Raw genomic sequence first — 16287 nt, forward strand, 5'->3', positions numbered from 1 at the left:
GCCCCCGGCCATGCCCACAACTCCGGACATGACGACCGCCAGCGATCCCGCCCTCCTGGACAGCCTGCAACACCAGGTGGCGGTCTTCGCCCGCCGCGCGGAGCAGACCCGTCTCGGCGGCGTCGGCCAGGTCCGCAACTCCATGGACCGCGCCGCGTACCTGCTGCTCAACCGCCTCGACAAAGAGGGGCCGATGGGCGTCAAGGCGCTCGCGGCGAGCATGGGCATCGACTCCTCGACGGTGACCCGGCAGGTCGCGCCGCTCGTCGACACCGGCCTCGTCAAGCGGACCTCGCACCCCGAGGACGGCCGGGCCGTGGTGCTCCAGCTGTCGCCGCGCGGCCAGGCCAGACTCGACGAGGTGCGCTCCTCGCGGCGCGAGCTGATGGCCGAGCTGACGCAGGACTGGGACCCGGCGGAGCGCGAGAGCTTCTGTGCGCTCCTCACCCGCTTCAATTCCGCCCTCTCCGCGCGGCAGACCTCCCAGGCGGCACCCGGGGGAGAGGGTCCGGCCACTCCGGAGTCTTGACCCCGGCCCCGCCTCTGGCCTCATATGAGACCGGGATCCCCCTTCCTTCCAGCCGGGAGGCACGGTGCGAGAACGGCAGGCGCTCCAGAGCGCCCGCCGTGCCCGGGAGTTCGAGGCGTTCGTCGCGGGCGCGGCAGGGCGGCTCCTGCATGCCGCGACACTGCTCACCGCCGAACCACCCGACGACAACCCACGCGCGCGTGCCCTGCTGACCGCGGCGCTCGCGCACACGTACGCGTCGTGGGACCGGCTGCGCGGCGAGGATCCGTACGACCGCACCCGCCAGCAGGTGGCCCTGCGCTTCGCGCGCGCTGCCTGGCGCCGCCACCGCGGCCACGGCGGGGTCCTGGGGCCGCTGAGCCCCCAGCAACGGCTGATTCTCGTCCTGCGCGTGTACGAAGGCGTGGCGGAGGAGCAGACCGCGGCGCTCCTCGGGCTGCCCGCCGAGCGGGTCCGGGTGATGTGCGCCCGCGCGATCACGGCGGTGCTGCACCCGCCGCGCGGGCCCGCGCCGGCCCGGGCACTGAGCGGGGCGGCGCCGTGATGAGCCAGTACGAGCGCAAGGAAGAGGCGATCCGGCGGATCCTGGAGGGCGCGACGCCCGCTGTGCCGCCCGAACTCCTCGACGACGCGGTACGGCGCGGCAGCCGGGCGCTGCGGCGCCGTACGGCGGCGCGACGGGCGTTCTGGACCCTGTTGTTCGTCGCCGCGGTGGTGTTCGTCGTGTGGGCGTCCGTCGCCCGGCCATGGGTGGAGCCGCCGACGGACACGACTCCACCCCTGACCCGCTGGTGACTAGCCCAGCGCCTGCTGCAGGTCGGCGACGAGGTCGTCCGCCGACTCGATGCCCACCGAGAGGCGTACGAGGTCACCGGGGACCTCCAGGGCGGAGCCCACCACGGAGGCGTGCGTCATGCGGCCCGGGTGCTCGATGAGGGACTCGACGCCGCCGAGGGACTCGCCCAGGGTGAACAGCTTCGCCCGGTTGCAGACCTGGACGGCCGCCTCCTCGCCGCCCTCCACCCGGAACGACACCATGCCGCCGAAGGACCGCATCTGCTTGGCGGCGACCTCGTGACCGGGGTGCTCCGGAAGACCCGGGTAGAGAACGCTGCTCACGCGCGCGTGACGGGTCAGCATCTCGGTGACCTTGGTGGCGTTCTCGCTGTGCCGGTCCATGCGCACCGCGAGGGTCTTGATGCCGCGCAGCACCAGCCAGGCGTCGAAGGGCCCGGCGACGGCGCCCATCGCGTTCTGGTGGTACGCCAACTCCTCGCCGAGCTGCGCGTCGTTGACGACCAGCGCGCCGCCGACGACGTCCGAGTGGCCGCCCATGTACTTCGTCATGGAGTGCACGACGACGTCCGCGCCGAGCGCCAGCGGCTGCTGGAGGTAGGGGCTCGCGAACGTGTTGTCCACGACGAGGCGCACGCCGGCCTCGCGGGCGATCTGCGCGACCGCGGCGATGTCGGTGATGCCGAGCAGCGGGTTGGAGGGGGTCTCCACCCAGATCGCCTTCGTGCGGTCGGTCAGCGCCGCGCGCACGGCCTCCGGGTCGGAGGTGTCGGCGACGGACCACTCCACGCCCCACCGCGAGACGACCTTCGCGAAGAGACGGAAGGTGCCGCCGTACGCGTCGTTGGGGATGACGACGTGGTCGCCGGGGCTGAGCAGCGTACGGAGAAGGCAGTCCTCGGCCGCGAGACCGGACGCGAACGCGAGGCCACGGCTGCCGCCCTCCAGCGCCGCCAGGTTCGCCTCGAGGGCGGTTCGCGTCGGGTTGGCGCTCCGGCTGTATTCGTAGCCGCCGCGCAGGCCGCCGACGCCGTCCTGCTTGTAGGTCGAGACCTGGTAGATGGGCGGGACGACGGCGCCGGTGAGGGGGTCGGCGGTGTTGCCCGCGTGGATGGCCACGGTTTCGAAGCTCTGCGTGCTGTGCGAGTCACTCATGCGGCCTGAGCGTAGTGCGCGCACGGGCCCTTCTGCCGGGTCGGTCCGGGTACGTCCCGGCAGGTTGGCCAATTGTCCGACGCGTCTGGTTCGCTTGTGTCATGGAGATTCTCTGGTTCCTGTTCGCGGTGATCATGATCGGTGCGGTCCTCGGGCCCGTACTGCTGCGCAGGCGCGGCGGAATCCGGCAGGTGGCCCCCGGCTCGCCGGACGCCGCGGACCCGGCGAACTACGGATTCCTCCGCCAGGAGGAGCTGGACATCCGCATGCCGGGACCGGACACCGACCTCCTCGAAGTGCTCGACCTCGTGCAGCGCACCCAGGAGTGGAAGGCCGCGTCGCAGCTGCTCGCCGGCACGGAGACGCACGGCGAGCGGCGCTGGCAGCGCGTGCAGGCCTTCGCGGGCGCGGCCTCGCTGGAGCTGCAGCAGCGGCCCGGCGGCGTCAGCGACAACCCCGGCGGTCAGTGGCTGCGGGTATGGCGCGCCGAGACGCCCAAGGACGCGGGCGGCGCGGCGGTGCACGCCGAGTTCCTCGTCCAGCAGGCATGGCGCACGGCGGAGCAGGGCACCGACGAGTTCCGGATCATCCTGGAGGAGGCGAAGGACGCGTGCGCGCAGGCGGCGCTGCTCGCCCCCGGTGACCCGGTCCCGTACATCATCGAGCTCTCCATCGCGCGCGGACTCGCGTACCCGCGCGAGGAGTTCGAGCAGCTGTGGCTGAAGATCCTGGACCGCGCGCCCGCGCACATGGGCGCGCACCTCGCGGCCCTGCACTACTGGTGCGAGAAGTGGCACGGCTCGCGCGACCTGGCGTACGACTTCGCGGAGGCCGCCGCTGCCCGCGCGCCGCGCGGCTCACTCCTCGCGGCGCTGCCCCTCTTCGCGGTGTACGAGCACCTGCCCGAGGTCAACCTCGTGCGCGGGTTCTACGAGAGCGAGGTCGTCACCAAGGCCGTCGAGGGCGCGCTGTTCGCGGTGCACTCCGCGCGCGCGGACGACCCCATGCTGGCGCACGTCCGGCACCTCCTGGTCTTCTTCCTGGTCCGCTGCCAGCGCTGGTCGGAGGCGATGAACCAGCTGGTCCACGTGGACGGCCACGTGGGCGCACTGCCCTGGACGCTCTCCGAGGACCCCGCCTCCGACTACGCGGTGTACCGGGCCCTGGCGGTCGCCGGATACGAGGCGAACGGCGGCAGCCCGGCGACGCTCCCGCACTGAGCGGGGCCGCCCCGGCCGGAATGCGTCACCCCGTCCATACGTTGACGAGGTAGACCCCAGTCACGCACGAGGAGAGACCGCATGATCTTCGGCCGCACGCCCGAGCTCCCCACCGCCGAGCAGGCCCTGAAGGGCCGGGCGACCCCGGAATTCGAGGTCCCCTCGCGCCACACGGTCCTCGGCAACCCGCTGCTCGGCCCCTACCCCGACGGCCTGGAGGTCGCGGACTTCGCGCTGGGCTGCTTCTGGGGCGCGGAGCGCAAGTTCTGGCAGACCGAGGGCGTCTGGACGACGTACGTCGGCTACCAGGGCGGCTTCACGGAGAACCCCTCCTACGAAGAGGTGTGCTCCGGCCTGACCGGCCACACGGAGGCGGTCCGCGTCGTCTTCGACCCGACGAAGGTCACGTACGCCGAGCTCCTGAAGCTGTTCTGGGAGTCCCACAACCCGACGCAGGGCTTCCGCCAGGGCAACGACGTCGGCACGCAGTACCGCTCGGCGATCTACACGCACTCCCCCGAGCAGGAGGAGACGGCGACGGCGTCCCTGGCGGCGTACCAGAAGGTCCTGACGGCCGCGGGCCACGGCACGATCACGACGACGGTCCTCCCGGCGGCCGACCGCACGTTCTGGCCGGCGGAGGCGTACCACCAGCAGTACTTGGACAAGAACCCCGACGGGTACTGCGGCATCGGCGGGACGGGGCTCCAGCTGGACAGCCCGTCCGAGACGAACTGGGGCCGTGCTTGCCCGACGGGGATCGCGCCCGCGCCGCAGACGGCGGAGCAGTAGGCGGGAACACGACAGAGCCCCGGCGCGCTTCGCGCCGGGGCTCTGTCAGGTCCGAGAAGTCAGGCGTCAGCCGGAGTACGGCTTGGCCGCGAGGATCTTGACCGAGGCGAACTTGCCGTTCGGCAGTTCGTACTGCGCGTCCTCGCCCACCCGCTTGCCGTTCACGCCGGTGCCCAGCGGGGACTGCGGCGAGTACGTCTCGATGTCGGCGCTCGCGTACTCACGGGAGGCGAGCAGGAACGTCAGCGTGTCGTCCTCGTCGCCGTCGAAGGCGATGGTGACGACCATGCCGGGCTCCACGACGCCGTCGTCGGCCGGGGCCTCGCCGACCCGCGCGTGCTCCAGGAGCTGGGTCAGCTGGCGGACGCGGAGCTCCTGCTTGCCCTGCTCCTCCTTGGCCGCGTGGTACCCGCCGTTCTCACGCAGGTCGCCCTCCTCACGCGCTGCCGCGATCTTCGCCGCGATCTCGGTGCGCGCGGGACCAGACAGGTACTCAAGCTCTTCCTTGAGCTTGTCGTACGCCTCCTGGGTCAGCCAGGTGACGTTGTCGCTGGTCTGGGTCACAGGTGCTCCTCGTAGGTACTGGGAATACAAAGCATCGCCCTACCCAGAAGAATGTTCCTTCTCGGGTGGGCGAAACCACGAGCCTAACAATTCAGGCGCCCAAGGGGGAGGACATAAGCCATCAGATTTGCGTAGGCGCAGGTCGACGCAGGTGGCGGCCGTGAAGCTGCCCGACGTCAGTCGGAGTGGCAGCCCAGAAGCTCGACGCTGGTGGCCTTCTTCGTCGTGCGGAGGGTGACGACGCGGTCGACGCGGTCCGTGTGCTCGTCGAAGCGGAAGTCCTTGCGGCCCACCTCGTCGCCCGACTCGGCCTGCGAGCGCAGGGTGCAGTAGCCCTTGGCCCCGGCGTCCTTGCGGACCTCCAGGTGCGCCTTGACGGCGTGGTCCGAGACGACGTCGAACTTGATGACCTCGCCGCTGAGCTTCGTACCGTTGATGTAGTCGTATCCGAACCAGCCGACGACGCCGAGCAGCACGACGCCGAGCACCGAACCGACGATCTTCAGCTTGCGGTCGGCGGCTTCGTCGGCCGTGCGCGAGCGGCCGTACCGCCCTTCGGGAAGCCCCGGTGCGTGCCCCTCGGGGAGCTTCGAGCCCGCCGCCGCCATGATCGTCCTCCAGGAACAGGGGATGCCGGAATTTTCCGCCCCCCGGTTCCGTCACTATAGAAGCCGCCTGATGCGCCGGAATCACGAGGGCGCCCAATACCTTGAGGATCGAGTCTTGACTGAGCAGCTGCGACTGATGGCCGTACACGCCCACCCCGACGACGAGTCGAGCAAGGGCGCGGCCACCATGGCCAAGTACGTGGCCGAAGGGGTGGATGTGCATGTCGTGACCTGCACGGGCGGGGAGCGCGGCGACATCCTCAACCCGAAGCTCCAGGGTGACACCTACATCCAGGAGAACATCCACGAGGTGCGCAGGAAGGAGATGGACAAGGCCCGCGAGATCCTCGGCGTCAAGCAGGACTGGCTGGGCTTCGTCGACTCCGGTCTGCCCGAGGGCGACCCGCTGCCGCCGCTGCCCGAGGGCTGCTTCGCCCTGGAGGACGTCGACAAGGCGGCCGGTGAGCTGGTCCGCCAGATCCGCTCCTTCCGTCCGCAGGTGATCACGACCTACGACGAGAACGGCGGATACCCGCACCCCGACCACATCATGACCCACAAGATCACGATGGTGGCGTTCGACGGTGCCGCGGACCCCGAGAAGTACCCCGAGAGCGAGTTCGGCCCGGTCTTCCAGCCGCAGAAGCTCTACTACAACCAGGGCTTCAACCGTCCGCGCACCGAGGCGCTGCACCAGGCGATGCTCGACCGCGGCCTGGAGTCGCCCTACGGGGACTGGCTCAAGCGCTGGGACGAGTTCGAGCGGGTCGAGCGCACGCTGACCACGCACGTTCCGTGTGCCGACTACTTCGAGACCCGCGACAGGGCCCTGATCGCGCACGCCACGCAGATCGACCCCGACGGCGGCTGGTTCCGGGTGCCGATGGAGATCCAGAAGGAGGTCTGGCCCACGGAGGAGTACGAGCTCGCGAAGTCGCTCGTCGATACTTCCCTCCCCGAGGACGACCTCTTTGCGGGCATCCGCGACAATGCCTAGCGTGAACGTACATCTGGCAATGACGCATCTCGTCCCTCTTGCCAAGGAGGTCGACGACGACAAGGTGACGCCCGGCGTGCTCGGCTTCATCGTCTTCGCGGTGATGGCGCTGGCCGTCTGGGGCCTCATGAAGTCGATGAACAAGCACATGCGCAAGGTCGACTTCAAGGACCCGGAGAGCGACACGGAGTCGGCGAAGGAGTCGGCCAAGGAGTCGGCCTCCCGGAGCTAGGGCTCCTGGAAAACCCGGACCCCTCCCGCCCGAAGGCGAGAGGGGACTGAGTTCTGTGCCTGTGCTGCCGCGGTGCTTCCGGTCAGTCCATGACCAGGTCGCCGAAGGAGGCGATGTTGGCCTCGTTGTGCACGGTGTTGATGTCGCTGCCGCTCTCGATGCCGTAGCCGACGCCGTCGTTTCCGTCGTGGCCGTTGGCGGAGGCGACGCCCGCGCCGCCGAGGACGGTGAGGGCGGCCAGGACAGTGGTGGCTGCAGCAGTGCGGATACGCATGAAGCGTCCTTTCCTTTGGGTGTGATCTCTGGGTGTGAAGATCGCGAGAAGGCTTGTCCGGCCGGTTCCGGCCGCACACCGCCTTCCGCTGAAACCCACCCGTCCGCATCGCTCATGCGTCCGATACGCGGAGCGCGTCCGGGGGGCGCACATGGGGTGGCGGGCCGTCAGCCGTGGTTCTTGCAGTGGTTGCCGGTCGCCGGGTTCAGCAGGCCGAGCACGTCGACGGTGTTGCCGCAGAGGTTCAGGCCGAGGTCGACCGGGACCTGGACGTTGTTGCCGCTGAGGACGCCCGGCGAGTTGCCCGTCGTGCCCACGGCGTCCGGGCCGTCGGCGATCGCGGCGCCGGCGCCACCGAGCACGGTGACGAACGTGAGAGCGGCTGCGGTGACGATGCTGCGCGTACGCATGGATACCTCTTCACAGAAGGAGAAGGCGGTCCATGTGAGCGTCACCCGGGACGGCCGCGCGCGCTCTCGGCCGTAGCCCGTCAGTGGTGACAACACTTCGTTTGGGGGAAAGCGGGCACCCACCCCCCGGGGGTGCCACCGGTGATTCAGCGCCGTTCCGGCACGTCCACCCCCATGACCTCCCGCGCATGCCGGCTCGGCACCATCCCCAGGCGCCACGCCTGCCAGCCCGCCTCCAGATCCGCGCCGCGCTCCAGGAGCAGCGCGTACGCCTCCAGGCACTCGGTGAGCTTCCCGTCGCGCGTCGGATGATCCTCGCGGGACAACTGGCTCAGCTCCTCCTGCGCGACCGCCGTGCCGATCTCCCAGCCGCCCGGTGAGGCGTACGGCAGCAGGGTGCAGCGCAGGAAACGGGCCCAGTCGCCGCCGCGGCGGTCGCCGTACGACGCGAAGAGCCCGATGGCCTCGTCGCACAGGCCGAGCGCCTGCTGACTGCGATTGTTGCCCGCGTCCACGACCACCAGCTCCAGGCACGTCCACGCCTCGCCGTGCGCGACACCGATGCGCTGGAAGTCGGCACGGGCGTCCACCAGGAGCTGCCGCGCGAACCCGGAGTTGCGCAGCGAACCGGTCTGGGCGGCCCGCTGGTCGCGGGTGACGCGCGCCGAGTGGTGCCGGGCGCAGGCCAGGCCGTACACGTCCCGCATCCGGGAGAACATCGTGCGGGCCCGCTCCAGGTCGCGGACCGCCTGGTCGAGGCTGCCCGCCTCCTCCAGGGCCTGGCCCAGGTAGTACAGGGACCACGCCACGCCGCGCGCGTCGTCGTTGTCGCGGTGCCGGGACACCGCCTGGCGCAGCCCGTCCACGGCCGGTGACGGATCGCCGTCGACGAGGCGGGCCCGCGCGAGCTGGGTCATGGCCCAGGCCTCGCCGCGCTGGTCGCGGGTGCGGCCGTACAGGTCGAGGGCGTCGCGCAGCTCGCCCTCCGCGCGCGGTACGTCGCCCATGCGCAGGCAGAGCTGGCCGAGCTGGAAGTGCGTCCAGGCCTCGCCGTGCACGGAGCCGCTCCGCCGGTGCAGGGTGAGCGCCGTCTCCAGCATGTCGAGGGCATGCGCGAGGTGGGCGCGGTCCCGCTCGACCGCCGCGAGGGCGTGCAGCGTCCAGGCGCGGTCACCTGCCAGTTCTTCGGCGGCCTGCAGGTCGAGCGCCTCGGTGAGCCGTGCCGCGGCCTCGGCCAGGTTGCCCTGGTGGTGCAGGGTGATGCCGAGGGAGCCGAGCGCGCGGGCGGCGGCGGCGTCCTGGTGGGCCTCGAAGTACAGGTCGACGACCGAGTTCAGCGTCGTACGAGACTGGTCGAGCTCACCCAGCTGGCGGGCGGCGATACCGGTGCGCCACTGGACGCTACGGCCGAGAAGGCCCTGGTCGATGGCCTGGGTGAGTTCGTTGATCTCACCGAGCCGGTAGAGGTCGCCGCGCAGCAGGCAGTAGTCGCACAGGGCGCCCAGGAGGTTGAGCACGGCGCGCTGGTCGACGCCCTCCGCGTGCCGCAGCGCCGCCGTGATGAACGTCGACTCGTCGTCGAGCCAGCGCAGCGCCGCGTCGAGGGAGGCGAATCCGTGCTGCCCGGCCGCGCCCTTCAAAAGAGTGTCGGCGCGGGTGGAGGTCTTGCCGTCGACGAGGCGGATCACGGTGTCGGCCAGCTCGCCGTAGCTGGCGATGAGGCGTTCCTGGGCGGCCGTGCGCTCGGCGGGCTCCTCCTCGTCGAGGAGCCGGGTGCGGGCGAAGGAGCGGACGACGTCGTGCAGGCGGTAGCGGCTGCCGGGCGGGGCCCCGTCGCCCCCGTGGTCGCGGGGGCGGGGCACTTCGACGAGGCCCGCGTGGGACAGGGCGGTCAGCTGCCGGGCCGCCTCCTGCTCGTCCGTGCCGAGCAGCGCGGCGGCGGCGGCCACGCCCAGCGAGGCGCGCCCCGCGAGCGCGAGGCGGCGCAGCAGCCGCCTGGCCTGCTCCGACTGGTCGGCGTAGCGCAGCCACAGGACGCGCTCGACCGGCCCGACCTTGTCCGCCGGGCCGTACGCCGACAGGTCCGACGCGAGCCGGCTCGGCGTCCGTGGACCGAGCGAGGAGCCCGCGGCGCGCAGCGCGAGCGGCAGCCCGCCGCACAACTCCCTTATCGTGTCGGCCGACTCGGCGTCGTAGGGCCCGGAGGTGTCCTGCGCGGACGCGCGGAGCAAGTCCTCCGCGCCCGCCTCGTCCAGCGCCTCGACCGGCAGGGAGTGCACCCACGCGGGCAGGTCGCCGGGCAGTTCGAGGGGCTCCCTGGCGGTGACGAGGACGAGGCTGTCGGAGCGCTCCGGAACCAGCGTGCGGACCTGCTCGGCGTCGCCGGCGTCGTCGAGCACGATCGTCACCGCGAGACCGGTCAGGTATTGGTGGTAGAGCTCGCTGAGCCGCTTGAGCTGCTGTTCCTGCGAGGCGCGCTCGCGGAAGAGGAGCTGCTCGCGCGGGGCGCCCAATCGATTCAGCAGGTGCAGCAGCGCGTCACGCGTGGACATCGGGGACTCCTGCGGGGTGTCGCCGCGCAGGTCCACGACGCACGCGCCGCGGAACTGGTCCCGCAGGTCGTGGGCGGCGCGCACCGCGAGCGAGGTCCGCCCCGAGCCCGGCACGCCGTGCAGCACGACCACCGTGGGCCTGGTGTCGGTGCTGGCGCGCGCCGCGTGCACCCACTGTGCGATCCGGCCCAGCTCGGCCCTGCGCCCCACGAAGGGTGCCGCCGTCTCGGTGAGTTGGGTGAAGGACTGCTGCAGGACGCTGCGCCTGCGCGCCGCGGCGCTCTTGTCCGTGCCGCGCAACTGCGGCGCGGACTTCTTCGCCGCGTGCGCGCCCGTCGACGCGGCGAGGACCCGCTGCTGGTCGAGGAAGGGCCGGATGCCGCGCACCTCCAGAGCCGTCAGCCACTGCAGCCGCAGCTGCTCGGGGCCGCCCGGCCTGCTGAGCTCGCCCGCGCGGCGGCTGGCCGCCGGGACGTGGGAGGCCGTCACCTTCAGGACGGTGGCCGCCGCGCCCGCCACGGCGACGACCGCACCGGTCCCGAGGGCGGTGCCGACGCTGGTCCCGAACGACAGGTCGGACACGCCTGCCGCGAGCGCCGCAACCACCGCGACGAGCAGCGGAGTTCCCGCGCCCTCCTTCGCGTACCGCTGCCGGAAGCTGAGCCGCCCGGCGTCCGCCTCGTCGAGCGCTCCGGTGTACGCGCCGTACTCCTCCGCCGCCGTCTGCGCCATGGCGTCGAGCGCGCCGCGTGCCCGCGACAGCAGCACGCTCCCGTCGAGGCGCCCGCCCGAACGGCGGACCTCCTCCTCCACGGCCCGCACCAACAGCCGCTCGGCCTCGGCCCGATGGCTGTCCCGCATATGGGTTCCCCCTCCGAGAGCAACAGTTCCCTGCGGCCACAAGTGTCCTGCGTACGGGGCGCGGAAGCGAGGGTGACTGCGGGCAACCGTCGTCGACGCGGTACCTCAGCCCCCGTACTCGCGCAGCAGATCAATCATGTTGCGGAGCATCGGTATCGCCGCGTCCCCGACTTTGTCCTTGTCGTTGAAGTGCATCAACTCGTTGCGTACTTCGCGCAGTTCGTCGAGGCGCTTGATGAAGGACTTGCGGTCCAGCGGCCACCCCAGCTTGTTCCACTGCTGCTCATTGCCGAGAACTTGCTGATAGTCCCCGTACGACAGCTGGTCGAAGGAGCTGAGATTGCGGAGTCCGTCCGGGTCACAGAGAGCGATGACGTCCTGGAGGTCCAGGCCCTGGGAGATGAGCCGGCGGAGTTGCCGGTCGAGATCGCCGATGAGCAGGAACGGCCGGGCCGTGGCCCCGTATTCGGCGGCCACATCTGCCACCGTGATGATTCCTGCGATCTTGTTCGTCTGGTCCTTGACGAGGAGGAAGCCGAACTGTTCCAGATAGGGCAGAACGTCGATGAGGTGGTCGGAGTAGCTGACGGCGTGTGCTTGGACGATGGCCCGGGAGAACGGGGCCTCGCTGTCGGAGTGACGTGCCAGGGCGATGGACTCCCAGGTGACGGCCCCCTGGAGGTTGCGTGGCCCGTTGAGTACCGGCAGTTGCGAGTACCCGTTGAGCCGCATCTTGGTGAAGGCTTCCTCGAACTTCGCAGAGGAAGTCACCGATTCCACGCCCCGAAGCGCCGAGGGCAGATTGCCCACCGTCTGCCCCTGGATGGGTTCGTCCCCCTCCTCTTCGTCGGAGTCCGCAGACTTCGGCGCGCCCGTCGTCCCGGTTCCCCCCTGTCCTGCCGCCGCCCCTTCCTGTTCCGGGCCCGACTCGGGCTCGGCTGTCGTCTCGTGATCGCCCTCGCTCTCCTCGGGCGGCCCCGTCAGGGTGACGCGGTCGTCGAGCCCCACGGCCGCGAAATCCGGGATGGTGGAGAGGCCGTGGTTGGCCAGTTCGGCGGAGACCTGCCCTCGACCACCAGAAGTACGTGCTCGGGGCGGGTGGGTGTGAGGTCGATGGTCTCCGCACGGTAGACGGTGACGTCCGGGCGGCGGTTCGTGAGCGGGGCGTCTTGCAGTCGAACATCGAAGTCCGTGTCGGCGTTCCAGTCGGGGCCCGCCGCGGCGTCCAGGGCATTGGCCGGGATCCGGGCCAGCCGGTCGTGCCGCATGGACGCGCTGGGGCTCACGACGACCATCCCGTCCACGATCTCGATGCCGGAACACTGTTCCTCGGACCAGGAGTCGTACTGTTCCGCGCTGATCTGCGTGTGCATCCACGCGGGCGCCACCATCTCGGCGGCCATGGCGTACCTCCTTCTCGAGGGCGTTCGCCGGGTCCGGTGCCGCTGGGCCCAGCGTATTGTTCCCGGAGCGGTGGGGCGCCGTGCTCCGACGGGTCGGGGGTGGACTCCGGCAGGATGGGGGCATGCCGAACCGACTGGCCCAAGAGACGTCCCCCTACCTCCTGCAGCACGCCGACAACCCCGTCGACTGGTGGCCCTGGTCGGCCGAGGCCTTCGATCAGGCGCGCGAACGGGGTGTGCCGGTGCTGCTGAGCGTCGGATACAGCAGCTGCCACTGGTGCCACGTCATGGCGCACGAGTCCTTCGAGGACGGGGCGACCGCCGCGCTCATGAACGAGAACTTCGTCAACATCAAGGTGGACCGCGAGGAGCGGCCCGACGTCGACGCCGTGTACATGGAGGCCGTGCAGGCCGCGACGGGACAGGGCGGCTGGCCCATGACCGTCTTCCTCACGCCCGACGCCGAGCCGTTCTACTTCGGTACGTACTTCCCGCCGGAGCCGCGGCACGGCATGCCGTCCTTCCCGCAGATCCTCGACGGCGTCCACCGGGCGTGGACGGACCGGCGCGGCGAGGTCGACGAGGTGGCGGGGAAGATCGCCCGTGATCTCGGGGAGCGGCAGCTCACCCACAACACCGACGAGAAGCCGGGCGAGGACGAGCTCGCGCAGGCGCTGCTCGGGCTGACCCGGGACTACGACGCGGCGCACGGCGGTTTCGGCGGCGCGCCGAAGTTCCCGCCGTCCATGGCGATCGAGTTCCTGCTGCGGCACTACGCGCGCGTGGGCGCCGAGGGCGCGCTGCAGATGGCGGCCGACACGTGTGAGCGGATGGCGCGCGGCGGCATCTACGACCAGCTCGGCGGTGGCTTCGCGCGGTACTCCGTGGACCGCGAGTGGGTGGTGCCGCACTTCGAGAAGATGCTCTACGACAACGCGCTGCTGTGCCGTGCCTACGCGCACCTGTGGCGGGCCACGGGGTCGGAGCTCGCGCGCCGTGTCGCCCTGGAGACGGCGGACTTCATGGTCCGCGAATTCCGCACCAACGAGGGCGGTTTCGCCTCCGCGCTCGACGCGGACAGCGAGGACCCGGCGACGGGTGAGCATGTCGAGGGCGCGTACTACGTGTGGACGCCGCAGCAGTTGGTCGACGTGCTGGGGGAGGACGACGCGCGGCTGGCGATGGACTGCTTCGGCGTGACGGAGGAGGGCACCTTCGAGAAGGGCGCCTCCGTGCTGCAACTGCCGCGCCCGGAGGGGCCGATGGCGGACGCGTCACGGCTCGCCGCCATCCGGCGGCGGCTCCTCGTGGCGCGTGCCGAGCGGCCCGCTCCCGGCCGCGACGACAAGGTGGTCGCCGCGTGGAACGGCCTGGCCGTCGCCGCGCTCGCCGAGGTCGGCGCGTACTTCGACCGGCCGGACCTGATCGCGGCCGCGGTGGGCGCGGGCGACCTCCTCGTACGTCTCCACATGGACCCGCGCGCCCGCCTCGCCCGCACCTCCAAGGACGGCAGGGCCGGCGCCAACGCGGGCGTCCTGGAGGACTACGCCGATGTGTCGGAGGGTTTCCTCGCACTGGCGGCGGTCACCGGCGAGGGCGTGTGGCTGGAGTTCGCCGGGTTCCTCCTCGACCACGTCCTCGCGCAGTTCGTGGACGCGGAGAGCGGCGCGCTGTACGACACGGCGGCCGACGCGGAGCAGCTCATCCGCCGCCCGCAGGACCCCACGGACAACGCGGCGCCCTCCGGCTGGACGGCGGCCGCGGGCGCGCTCCTCTCCTACGCGGCGCACACGGGCGCCGAACCCCACCGCACCGCCGCGGAGCGCGCACTGGGCATCGTCAAGACGCTCGGCCCGCGCGTGCCGCGCTTCATCGGCCACGGCCTCGCGGTCGCGGAGGCGGCGCTCGACGGCCCGCGCGAGGTCGCCGTCATCGGTGACGTCCTGGGAGACCTGCACCGCACGGCCCTGCTCGGCACGGCCCCGGGAGCGGTCGTCGCGGCGGGCCCGCAGGGCAGCACCGAACTCCCCCTCCTCGCCGACCGCCCGTTGATCGACGGCGTCCCCGCGGCGTACGTCTGCCGGGGCTTCGTGTGCGGTGCGCCGACGACGAATCCGGCGGAACTGGCCGAACAGCTGTCGTAGGGCACCGGTTAGGGTCCCCGCATGGTGCGTCTGAAGATTGAGATAGCCGTCCCGGAGAGCCATGTGGAGCAGGTCGTCGACGCGCTGCACGCGGCCGGGGCGGGGCGGGTCGGGGATTACGCGCGGTGCGTGAGCTGGTGGCCCGTGAACGGGACGTGGCTGCCGCTGCCCGGTGCCGACCCTTACGACGGAGAGGTCGGCGTCGTGCAGCGGGGCGCGGAGTGCCGGGTGGAGTCCGTGTGTGGGGAGGAGCAGGCGCGTGGCGTCCTCGAGGCGGTGCGGGCCGCTCATCCCTACGAGGAGCCCGTGATCAACTTCCTGCCGTTGTACGAGCCGTGAGGCCGGCCGTCCCCGCGTCGCCGAACTCCTCCAGCGCCCGCGTCACGATGCCTTCGAGGCGGTCGTGGTGGGCGCCCCGCCAGAACACGCGGTCGCAGGACCCGCACTGCGCGAACACGTCGTACGTGCCGCGGGTGCCGCCCTCCAGACGGTCCGCCACCTCGTCCTTCGTGGCCGCGCGCAGCGTGCCGTTGCAGGCGCTGCAGCGGGTCCAGGGGCGCAGCACGGGGGCGAAGCGCCCGAGGATGTCGCGGAGCTGGTCGTCGGGGCGGTCGCTGTAGACGTACGCGCCCGCCCACAGCTCCCTGCGCCGGAGCAGGCCGCGGTCGCGGCTCAGCAGGACGCGCCGCTCGGCCGCCGAACGCGCGGCGAGGGCCGGGTCGCCGATGTCCGTGCTCTCGTACGCCGCGTCGACGCCGAGGAGGCGCAGGCGGCGGGCGAGCGTGCCGAGATGGACGTCGAGGAGGAAGCGGAGCGGGGCGCCCGGCACCTCCTGGGGGCGGGTCACCGCGCGGACGGACACGCTCTCGCCCGCCGCGGGGACGTGCCCGGCGGGCACCTCGCGGCCGTCGACGACCAGCGCGCCGACCTCCGTCAGCGGGACGCCGAGGGACTCGACGACGTGCCCGAGCGTGGACGCGCCGTCCGTAACGGCCCGGCTGGGGCCGTTCCTTCGCTCGTGCGGGACGAAAATCCCCAGCTCGGGGGCGAAGTCGAGGAGGATCTCCGGACCGTTCATCATGCGGTCAGGATGGCATGCCCCGCGCGGGGGTCACCTCAGGTTTTCGCCGGTCCCGCGAACCCCGTCACCAGCATGTCCAGTGTCCGGTCGACCAGCGTCGGCAGGTCGTCCTCGTGATCGCGCTCCGCCCAGTACGCCGCGGTCTCGGTGAGCGCGCCGATCAGGCCCATGGAGAAGGCCCGCACCTCCAGGTCGCCGGCGTCGCGGCCGGTGCGTTCCGCGATCACCCGGCACAGGATGCCGCCGGTGACCGACATGCTCTCCAGCATCCGGGAGCGCACCGCGGGCACCTCGGTCATCAGCTTCGTCCGCAGCCGCGAGACCTCGGGCTCCTCCGCGAAGCCGAAGGAGACGGCCCGGCGCAGCACGAGCCGCAGCGACTCCACGATCGGCTCGTCGGCGGGCCGCGCCCGCAACTGCTCCTCCAAGAAGGGGTCGAACTCGTCCGTGAGGACGATGTCCTCCTTGGTCGGGAAGTAGCGGAAGACGGTGGACGGGGAGACCTCCGCCGCCTCCGCGATCTGCTCGACCGTCGTCGCCTCGTACCCCTGCTCCCGGATCAGCCGGTACGTCGCGTCCCGGATCGCGAGGCGGGTCTTGAGCTTCTTGCGCTCGCGGAGGCCCGGCTTGGGGGCGCCCGCGGGGGCGGAGGTGCGTACGGCCGTCATGA

The 16287-nt window shown here is 71.5% G+C and carries 18 protein-coding genes and 1 pseudogene; 9 read left to right on the top strand and 10 right to left on the bottom strand.

What is annotated here, in order from left to right:
- Positions 1-10 precede the first annotated feature (10 nt).
- From DEJ47_RS23950 to DEJ47_RS23960, 3 genes are all read left to right on the top strand, one after another.
- Positions 11-529 (top strand): MarR family winged helix-turn-helix transcriptional regulator, encoded by a 519-nt coding sequence (locus DEJ47_RS23950; protein WP_150171488.1) that lies wholly within the window; start codon positions 11-13, stop codon positions 527-529.
- A 64-nt stretch (positions 530-593) separates the two neighbouring features.
- Complete coding sequence (locus DEJ47_RS23955) at positions 594-1073, top strand: sigma factor-like helix-turn-helix DNA-binding protein (RefSeq protein ID WP_150171490.1); 480 nt, start codon at positions 594-596, stop codon at positions 1071-1073.
- On the top strand, positions 1073-1324 hold the full coding sequence (locus tag DEJ47_RS23960) for a hypothetical protein (RefSeq protein ID WP_150171492.1): 252 nt from the start codon (positions 1073-1075) through the stop codon (positions 1322-1324). The genes DEJ47_RS23955 and DEJ47_RS23960 overlap by 1 nt, the downstream gene beginning before the upstream one ends.
- On the opposite strand, the gene DEJ47_RS23965 is transcribed toward DEJ47_RS23960, so the two are convergent.
- Entirely contained in the window at positions 1325-2479 is a 1155-nt protein-coding gene (locus DEJ47_RS23965; RefSeq protein WP_150171494.1) for a cystathionine gamma-synthase, read from the bottom strand. It abuts the gene before it with no gap.
- A 101-nt stretch (positions 2480-2580) separates the two neighbouring features.
- Here DEJ47_RS23965 and DEJ47_RS23970 point away from each other — a divergent pair, with 101 nt between their 5' ends.
- Together DEJ47_RS23970 and msrA are read left to right on the top strand one after the other, a co-directional pair.
- Entirely contained in the window at positions 2581-3699 is a 1119-nt protein-coding gene (locus DEJ47_RS23970) for a hypothetical protein (RefSeq protein ID WP_150171496.1), read from the top strand.
- Between the two features lie 81 nt (positions 3700-3780).
- Positions 3781-4491: a peptide-methionine (S)-S-oxide reductase MsrA gene (gene msrA, locus DEJ47_RS23975; protein ID WP_150171498.1), complete on the top strand. Its 711-nt coding sequence runs from the start codon at positions 3781-3783 to the stop codon at positions 4489-4491.
- 66 nt (positions 4492-4557) lie between these two features.
- Here the strand turns inward: msrA and greA are convergent, their stop codons facing one another.
- Positions 4558-5055, bottom strand: a complete 498-nt coding sequence (gene greA, locus DEJ47_RS23980) for a transcription elongation factor GreA (protein WP_150171500.1) — start codon at positions 5053-5055, stop codon at positions 4558-4560.
- 176 nt (positions 5056-5231) lie between these two features.
- Positions 5232-5663, bottom strand: coding sequence for a DUF4307 domain-containing protein (locus DEJ47_RS23985; RefSeq protein WP_150171502.1), 432 nt, complete (start codon positions 5661-5663; stop codon positions 5232-5234).
- 115 nt (positions 5664-5778) lie between these two features.
- Here DEJ47_RS23985 and mca point away from each other — a divergent pair, with 115 nt between their 5' ends.
- Entirely contained in the window at positions 5779-6660 is an 882-nt protein-coding gene (mca, locus tag DEJ47_RS23990) for a mycothiol conjugate amidase Mca (protein WP_150171504.1), read from the top strand.
- A 19-nt stretch (positions 6661-6679) separates the two neighbouring features.
- The gene (locus tag DEJ47_RS23995) at positions 6680-6892 is read left to right on the top strand and encodes a hypothetical protein (RefSeq protein WP_150175829.1); all 213 of its coding nucleotides are present in this window, start codon (positions 6680-6682) and stop codon (positions 6890-6892) included.
- 82 nt (positions 6893-6974) lie between these two features.
- On the opposite strand, the gene DEJ47_RS36520 is transcribed toward DEJ47_RS23995, so the two are convergent.
- The 5 genes and pseudogenes from DEJ47_RS36520 to DEJ47_RS24020 all read right to left on the bottom strand — a co-directional run.
- Positions 6975-7166: a chaplin gene (locus DEJ47_RS36520; protein ID WP_161236359.1), complete on the bottom strand. Its 192-nt coding sequence runs from the start codon at positions 7164-7166 to the stop codon at positions 6975-6977.
- Positions 7167-7333: 167 nt separating this feature from the next.
- The gene (locus tag DEJ47_RS24005) at positions 7334-7576 is read right to left on the bottom strand and encodes a chaplin (protein WP_150171506.1); all 243 of its coding nucleotides are present in this window, start codon (positions 7574-7576) and stop codon (positions 7334-7336) included.
- 146 nt (positions 7577-7722) lie between these two features.
- Positions 7723-10989: a tetratricopeptide repeat protein gene (locus DEJ47_RS24010; protein WP_150171508.1), complete on the bottom strand. Its 3267-nt coding sequence runs from the start codon at positions 10987-10989 to the stop codon at positions 7723-7725.
- Between the two features lie 105 nt (positions 10990-11094).
- Complete coding sequence (locus DEJ47_RS24015; RefSeq protein WP_223828472.1) at positions 11095-11997, bottom strand: CBS domain-containing protein; 903 nt, start codon at positions 11995-11997, stop codon at positions 11095-11097.
- Positions 11998-12044: 47 nt separating this feature from the next.
- Positions 12045-12392 (bottom strand): annotated as a pseudogene (locus DEJ47_RS24020) (Uma2 family endonuclease); the annotation flags it as partial.
- A gap of 122 nt (positions 12393-12514) precedes the next feature.
- On the opposite strand from DEJ47_RS24020, the gene DEJ47_RS24025 reads away from it, so the two are divergent.
- Both DEJ47_RS24025 and DEJ47_RS24030 read left to right on the top strand, forming a co-directional pair.
- Positions 12515-14536: a thioredoxin domain-containing protein gene (locus tag DEJ47_RS24025; protein WP_150171510.1), complete on the top strand. Its 2022-nt coding sequence runs from the start codon at positions 12515-12517 to the stop codon at positions 14534-14536.
- Between the two features lie 21 nt (positions 14537-14557).
- Positions 14558-14875, top strand: coding sequence for a hypothetical protein (locus DEJ47_RS24030; protein ID WP_150171512.1), 318 nt, complete (start codon positions 14558-14560; stop codon positions 14873-14875).
- Here DEJ47_RS24030 and DEJ47_RS24035 read toward each other — a convergent pair.
- Positions 14847-15614 (bottom strand): Mut7-C RNAse domain-containing protein, encoded by a 768-nt coding sequence (locus DEJ47_RS24035; RefSeq protein WP_150175830.1) that lies wholly within the window; start codon positions 15612-15614, stop codon positions 14847-14849. The genes DEJ47_RS24030 and DEJ47_RS24035 overlap by 29 nt on opposite strands.
- A 38-nt stretch (positions 15615-15652) precedes the next feature.
- Positions 15653-16285 (bottom strand): TetR/AcrR family transcriptional regulator, encoded by a 633-nt coding sequence (locus DEJ47_RS24040; RefSeq protein WP_150171514.1) that lies wholly within the window; start codon positions 16283-16285, stop codon positions 15653-15655.
- Between the last annotated feature and the right edge of the window lie 2 nt (positions 16286-16287).

Source organism: Streptomyces venezuelae, assembly GCF_008642355.1.
Taxonomy (GTDB): domain Bacteria; phylum Actinomycetota; class Actinomycetes; order Streptomycetales; family Streptomycetaceae; genus Streptomyces; species Streptomyces venezuelae_B.